This window comes from Rhodopseudomonas sp. AAP120, assembly GCF_001295845.1.
Lineage (GTDB): Bacteria > Pseudomonadota > Alphaproteobacteria > Rhizobiales > Xanthobacteraceae > Rhodopseudomonas.
Genome location: NZ_LJIC01000150.1, coordinates 1 through 6,611, shown reverse-complemented (window position 1 = coordinate 6,611; position 6,611 = coordinate 1). Strand labels below are relative to the sequence as shown.

Genomic DNA, 6,611 nt, shown 5'->3' with positions numbered 1-6,611 from the left:
GGGGGTCCACGAGTCGCAGTGCCTGGGGACCCCCACCCCCGACCCCTCCCCGCAAGGGGGAGGGGAGATGGCGTGCTCCCGGCTCCCGAATACTCTAACTGATTAACCTTCCGACCCAATCCGCGGCGATCACCTACACCACGTGGTCCGGCGCTAATGCACACACCGTGTCGGGGCTCGTCTCGATCTGCACGGTGGTGTGCGCAATGCCGAAGTCGTGGTCGAGTTTGTGCGCGAGGTCGATCAGGAAGGCGTCGCCGGGGGCGCCGGAGGGGATCACCAGGTGGCATGTCAGCGCCACCTCGGTGGTCGACATCGGCCAGATGTGCAGATCGTGCACCTGCGTGACGCCCGGCAGGCCGGTCAGAAATGCCCGCACCGCGGCCGGATCGATGCCGCGCGGCACCGCGTTCAGCGACATCGCGGTGGAATCCCGCAGCAGCCCCCAGGTCCCCCAGACGATGACGCCGGCCACGAGCAGGCTGACGGCCGGATCGGTCCAGGTCCAGCCGGTGAACAGGATCACCACGCCGGCGACTACGACAGCAGCCGACACGGCGGCGTCCGCCACCATGTGCAGATAGGCGCCGCGGATGTTGAGATCGGTGTGACGGCCGGCGAAGAACAGCCAGGCCGTGACCGCATTGATGACGATGCCGATGCCCGCCACCGTGATCATCGTGCCGCTGGCGACCGGCTCGGGATTGAACAGCCGAACCACCGCCTCCCAGCCGATCGCGCCGACCGCGAGCAGCAGAAACACCGCGTTGAACAGCGCCGCCAGGATCGACGAGCCGCGCAGCCCGTAGGTGTAGCGCGCAGAGGGCGGCCGCTTCGACAGTTCGGCGGCGATCCACGCCACTGCAAGCCCCAACACGTCGGACAAATTGTGGCCGGCGTCGGCGATCAGCGCCATCGAATTGCCGAGCCAGCCGAACACCGCCTCGGCGATCACGAAGGCGATATTCAGCGCGATGCCGATTGCGAAGGCGCGGCCGAAATCGGTCGGCGTGTGGTCATGGGCGCCGAGGCCGTGCCGGTGCGTATGATCGGCCGTGTTGCCGTGATCGTGATCCGCATGGTCGTGGTGGTGATGCCCATGATCGAGCGTGCAGTCGGGAGCGTGGGACATCGGAAACCTGACGACGTGATGCTGATCCGCGCAAAGCGGCCATGCGGCGATGAACCATCGCACGGCCGATGCGTTGCGGGAAGCAGCGGGTTTCGGCTTTAGAGCGGCTCGAAACCCGTTGTTCATCGATGCAGCGGACCACCTCGGGGCCTGACGAGGTCTGAATCCGGTTTCATTTCCGGCGCGTGGAACGGAGCTCCAAAAATCGCGATCGCATTGGCCTGCCGGGCTCTTCAAACGCTGAACTGGCGTTCCGAAGATGCGAATTCTTCGTTGCGCTCGTTGAACGTCCTTCGTAAATAGGGGCACTCTCGCGAGCCCCGCCCGGGCCCTGTTCGCTCGCCGCCAACCCATAGCAGCCGATGACCGCCAGGATCGACCGACCGCTTTCGCCCCATATGCAGACGTACCGCTGGAGCCTGACGATGACGATGTCCATCGTCCATCGCGCCACCGGCATCGCACTGTATTCCGGAACCCTTCTGCTGGCGTGGTGGCTGATCGCCTGCGCCGCCGGACCGGCGTCTTACGCCACCATCCAGTCCTTCACCGGCAGCTGGATCGGCCGCCTGATCCTGTTCGGCTACACCTGGGCGCTGATGCATCATCTGCTCAGCGGCGTCCGGCACTTCGTCTGGGACCTCGGCTACGGTTTCAAGACCGCCGACCGCGAATGGCTGACCTGGGCGGCGCTGATCGGCGGCATCGTGCTGACCGTTCTGCTCTGGGTGATCGCCTTCTCGATGGGAGCCGCCCGATGAGCGTTCAGGAATCTCACGGCACCGCCCGCCGCAACGAATCCACGATGCGCACGCCGATGGGCAAGGTGCGCAAGTTCGGCCCGGCCGGCTCCGGCACCGGTGACTTCTGGCGCCAGCGCATCACCGGCGTAGCGATGACGCTGCTGATCCTGCCGGTGATCGTGGTGATCATGATGCTGCTCGGCCGCAACCAGGCCGGCGCGGCGCAGATCCTCGGTTCGCCGCTGATCTCGCTGGTCATGATCCTGTTCATCATCGCCTCTGCGATCCACATGAAGATCGGCATGCAGGTGGTGATCGAAGACTACATCCAGAACGAGAAGCTCAAGCTCGTCACTGTGATGGCCAACAACTTCTTCTCGATCGCCGTGGCGCTCGCCGCGATCTTCGCGATCTTCAAACTCGCATCCGGAGTCTAAGCATGGCGGCCAACCTCAACGGCGCACCTGCCGCGGGCGGAACCGCCTATCCGATCGAAGACCACGTCTATGACGTGGTGGTGGTGGGCGCCGGCGGCGCCGGGCTGCGCGCCGTGGTCGGCTGCAGCGAAGCCGGGCTTCGCACCGCCTGCATCACCAAGGTGTTTCCGACCCGCTCGCACACCGTGGCGGCGCAGGGCGGCATCTCGGCCTCGCTCGGCAACATGCACAAGGACGACTGGCGCTGGCACATGTACGACACCGTCAAGGGGTCGGACTGGCTCGGCGACCAGGACTCGATCGAATACATGGTGCGCAACGCGCCGGACGCGGTCTACGAGCTCGAGCACTGGGGCGTGCCGTTCTCGCGCACCGAGGAAGGCAAGATCTATCAGCGACCGTTCGGCGGCATGACGATGGATTTCGGCAAGGGCCAGGCGCAGCGCACCTGCGCGGCCGCCGACCGCACCGGCCACGCGATGCTGCACACGATGTACGGCCAGGCGCTGCGCCATTCGGCCGAGTTCTACATCGAATTCTTCGCCATCGACCTGATCATGGACGACCAGGGCGTCTGCCGCGGCGTGGTCGCGCTGAAGCTCGACGACGGCACCATCCACCGCTTCAAGGCGCAGACCACGATCCTCGCCACCGGCGGCTACGGCCGCGCCTACGCCTCCTGCACCTCGGCGCATACCTGCACGGGTGACGGCGGCGCGATGGCGCTGCGCGCCGGCCTGCCGCTGCAGGACATGGAGTTCGTGCAGTTCCACCCGACCGGCATCTACGGTTCGGGCTGCCTCGTCACCGAAGGTGCGCGTGGCGAAGGCGGCTACCTCGTCAATTCCGAGGGCGAGCGTTTCATGGAGCGCTACGCGCCGTCGGCCAAGGACCTCGCTTCGCGCGACGTCGTCTCGCGCGCGATGACCATCGAAATGCGCGAAGGCCGCGGTGTCGGCAAGAAGAAGGACCACATCTTCCTGCACCTCGACCATCTGGCGCCGGAAGTGCTGGCCGAGCGCCTGCCGGGCATCTCGGAATCGGCCCGGATCTTCGCCGGCGTCGACGTCACCCGCGAGCCGATCCCGATCCTGCCGACCGTGCACTACAACATGGGCGGCATCCCGACCAATTTCCACGGCGAAGTCGTCACCAAGAAGGACGGCGACGACAACGCGGTGGTGCCGGGCCTGATGGCGATCGGCGAAGCTGCCTGCGTGTCGGTGCACGGCGCCAACCGCCTTGGCTCCAACTCGCTGATCGACCTCGTGGTGTTCGGCCGCGCCGCGGCGCTGCGCTGCGCCGAGAAGCTGACCCCGAACGGCAAGCAGCCGGAGCTGCCGGCGGATTCGGCCGACCTGTCGCTCGGCCGGCTCGACAAATATCGCTACGCCAAGGGGGGCACCCCGACCGCGAAGCTGCGTGAAAAGATGCAGCACGTGATGCAGAACAACTGCGCAGTGTTCCGCACCGGCGAAGTGCTGGCCGAAGGCAAGCAGCTGATCCAGAACGTCCACGGCGGCATCGGCGATATCGGCGTGTCCGACCGCTCGCTGACCTGGAATTCGGATTTGATCGAGACGCTGGAGTTCGACAATCTGATCGTGCAAGCGGTGGTGACGATGAACTCGGCCGCCAACCGCACCGAAAGCCGCGGCGCCCACGCCCGCGAGGACTTCCCGAATCGCGACGACGCGCAGTGGATGAAGCACACGCTGGCCTGGATCGGCGGCAACGGCGGCACCACGATCGATTATCGCCCGGTGCACGACTACACGATGACCAACGACGTCCAGTACATCCCGCCGAAGCCGCGGGTGTACTGATCCTAGATCGTCATGCCCGGGCATAGCCGTTCGAAGAACGGCGTTCTAAAAAACGCCTATGACCCGGGCATCCATCATCTTCGCAAGAAGATGGATTGCCGGGTCAAGCCCGGCAATGACGCGCAGAGCCAGAGGCAACGAGATGGTTGAATTCGCACTTCCGAAGAATTCGAAGATTGTCGGCGGCAAGGAATGGCCGAAGCCGGAAGGCGCGAGCGAAGTTCGCGAATTCCGCGTCTATCGCTGGAATCCGGACGACGGCAAGAACCCGAGCGTCGACACCTACTACGTCGACAAGCACGATTGCGGCCCGATGGTGCTGGACGGCCTGATCTGGATCAAGAACAACATCGATCCGACGCTGACCTTCCGCCGCTCCTGCCGCGAAGGCGTCTGCGGCTCCTGCGCGATGAATATCGACGGCGAGAACACGCTGGCCTGCACCAAGGCAATGGACGACGTGCGCGGCGAGGCGGTCAAGATCAACCCGCTGCCGCATCAGCCGGTGGTCAAGGATCTGGTGCCCGACCTCACCAACTTCTACGCGCAATACGCCTCGATTCAGCCCTGGCTGCAAACCGTGACGCCGACGCCGCAGAAGGAATGGCGGCAGAGCCACGAAGATCGCGAAAAGCTCGACGGCCTGTACGAGTGCATCCTGTGCGCCTGCTGCTCGACCTCGTGCCCGAGCTATTGGTGGAATTCCGACCGCTTCCTCGGCCCGGCCGCGCTGCTGCAGGCGACCCGCTGGGTCGAAGACAGCCGCGACGAAGCGACCGGCGAGCGTCTCGACAATCTCGAGGACCCGTTCCGGATCTATCGCTGCCACACCATCATGAACTGCGCCAAGGTCTGCCCGAAGGGCCTCAACCCGTCGGAGGCGATCGCCAACCTGAAGCTCAAGCTGGTCGAACGCCAGATCTGAGCCGCGCAAGTCATCGATCTGTCACGACGGCCGGGCCCACGCCCGGCCGTTTTGTTTTGGCCTCCTCGCTCACCCCGTCATTGCGAGCGAAGCGAAGCAATCCAGCGCCGAGCACGAAGCTGGATTGCTTCGTCGCTTCGCTCCTCGCAATGACGGAACAAAACGAGTCGCGCGCGGCAATTACTCCCGCGAGCCCTCCCGGAACATCGCCGCAAAGCGATCGTTATCGCGGCTGACGCACAGGGAGATGAACAACATGGCCGCGACACCCAGTAACGAAGGCAATGCGCAGCACGCCTGGGACCTGATGAAGAAGATCACCTTCGCGATGCTGGCGACGCGCGACGGCGAGAAGATCCGCTCGCGGCCGATGGCGGCCTATGTGCGGCCCGAAGAAGGACAGATCTACTTCCTCACCGATGCGCGCCGTCACAAGGACGAAGAAATCGCGCGCGATCATCACGTCAATCTCGGCTTCGCCGATGCGAGCTCGCAGAAGTACGTCTCGGTCTCCGGATATGCGGCGATCTCCAACGACCGCGCCAAGATCAAGGAATTGTTCGGCACCGAAGCGAAGGCGTGGTGGGACAATCCGGAAGATCCCAACATTCGAGTTCTCAAAGTGACGCCCGAGGAAGCCGAATACTGGGACTCGCCCGGCACCATCATCAGCTACGTGAAGATGGCGGTTGCGGCCGCGACTGGAGGGCGGCCCGATCTCGGCGACAACCGCAAGGTCGCGATCTGAATGAGCGCCCGCATGCAGGAGCCGCCCGGACCGTCCGAGCCGCCGCCGGAAGTCCCGCCGACAACGCCGGGGACTCCGACCGAGCCGCCATCCGAGTCACCGCCCGGTGATCCAAACCCGGATATTCCGCCGCCCGTTCATGAGCCCGACGCGCCGGCGCCGCCGAACGAACTACCTGGCGACGTCCCCGACGAAATGCCGACGCCACAGCCGCCCGGACCGGGCGCGCCGAATCCCGCAGTCGCGTGAGGCGGCTTCATGAGTCCGTGCGTAGTTGGTCCGCCGTGCGCGATACCGCACGCGACGGCATCGGGATGATCGATACTTCGAAGAGCGGCGCAGCAGTGCCGCTCTTTCTATGCGCGATATCGCACCTTCGCGCTGCGCCTGAACGCGCGGTGAATAGCACAATGTCGCGCAGCCACAGCCTGAGAAATAATTAGCAGCATTCCGATGCGAACCGCCACAATGCGGCCCAACGGGTCATCGTTGATCGCCAGCACGAGCCGGTTCCGCATCGTGGAGCTTATGGTTCGCAGCGTTTGATTCGCAGGGATTATCGATGAGAAAAATTCAATTCGCCTTGCTGGCTACCACGGCCCTCGTGGCGTGGCCTTCCGTGAGCACACCGGCGCGTGCCGAAACGGCACCGATGGTGATGGCACAGGCCGCGCCTGCGCCGGAGAAGGCCGAGGAAAAGAAGGGCCCGCCGGCCGGCGAACACAAGGGTCCCCCGCCGGGCGCGGCTCCGCCGCATGCCGCGCCGCCCGCCGCCGCTCCGGCCCCGCGTGCAGAGCCCC

7 protein-coding genes and 1 pseudogene are annotated in these 6,611 nt (G+C 65.1%); 7 read left to right on the top strand and 1 reads right to left on the bottom strand.

The features are described from left to right. Nucleotides 1-133: 133 nt before the first annotated feature. Nucleotides 134-1,132, bottom strand: coding sequence for a cation diffusion facilitator family transporter (locus IP86_RS21885; RefSeq protein WP_054164545.1), 999 nt, complete (start codon nt 1,130-1,132; stop codon nt 134-136). A 362-nt stretch (nt 1,133-1,494) separates the two neighbouring features. On the opposite strand from IP86_RS21885, the gene sdhC reads away from it, so the two are divergent. From sdhC to IP86_RS29275, 7 genes and pseudogenes are all read left to right on the top strand, one after another. After that, nucleotides 1,495-1,893, top strand: a complete 399-nt coding sequence (gene sdhC / locus IP86_RS21880) for a succinate dehydrogenase, cytochrome b556 subunit (protein ID WP_054164544.1) — start codon at nt 1,495-1,497, stop codon at nt 1,891-1,893. Beyond that, nucleotides 1,890-2,312: a succinate dehydrogenase, hydrophobic membrane anchor protein gene (gene sdhD, locus IP86_RS21875; RefSeq protein WP_054164543.1), complete on the top strand. Its 423-nt coding sequence runs from the start codon at nt 1,890-1,892 to the stop codon at nt 2,310-2,312. Before sdhC ends, sdhD begins: the two co-directional genes overlap by 4 nt. A 2-nt stretch (nt 2,313-2,314) precedes the next feature. Further along, entirely contained in the window at nt 2,315-4,138 is a 1,824-nt protein-coding gene (gene sdhA, locus IP86_RS21870) for a succinate dehydrogenase flavoprotein subunit (protein WP_054164542.1), read from the top strand. A 142-nt stretch (nt 4,139-4,280) separates the two neighbouring features. After that, complete coding sequence (locus IP86_RS21865) at nt 4,281-5,063, top strand: succinate dehydrogenase iron-sulfur subunit (protein ID WP_054164547.1); 783 nt, start codon at nt 4,281-4,283, stop codon at nt 5,061-5,063. A gap of 256 nt (nt 5,064-5,319) precedes the next feature. Further along, entirely contained in the window at nt 5,320-5,811 is a 492-nt protein-coding gene (locus IP86_RS21860; RefSeq protein ID WP_054164546.1) for a pyridoxamine 5'-phosphate oxidase family protein, read from the top strand. A 12-nt stretch (nt 5,812-5,823) separates the two neighbouring features. Further along, complete coding sequence (locus tag IP86_RS29515) at nt 5,824-6,060, top strand: hypothetical protein (protein ID WP_502694012.1); 237 nt, start codon at nt 5,824-5,826, stop codon at nt 6,058-6,060. A gap of 313 nt (nt 6,061-6,373) precedes the next feature. After that, nucleotides 6,374-6,611 (top strand): annotated as a pseudogene (locus IP86_RS29275) (OmpA family protein); the annotation flags it as partial.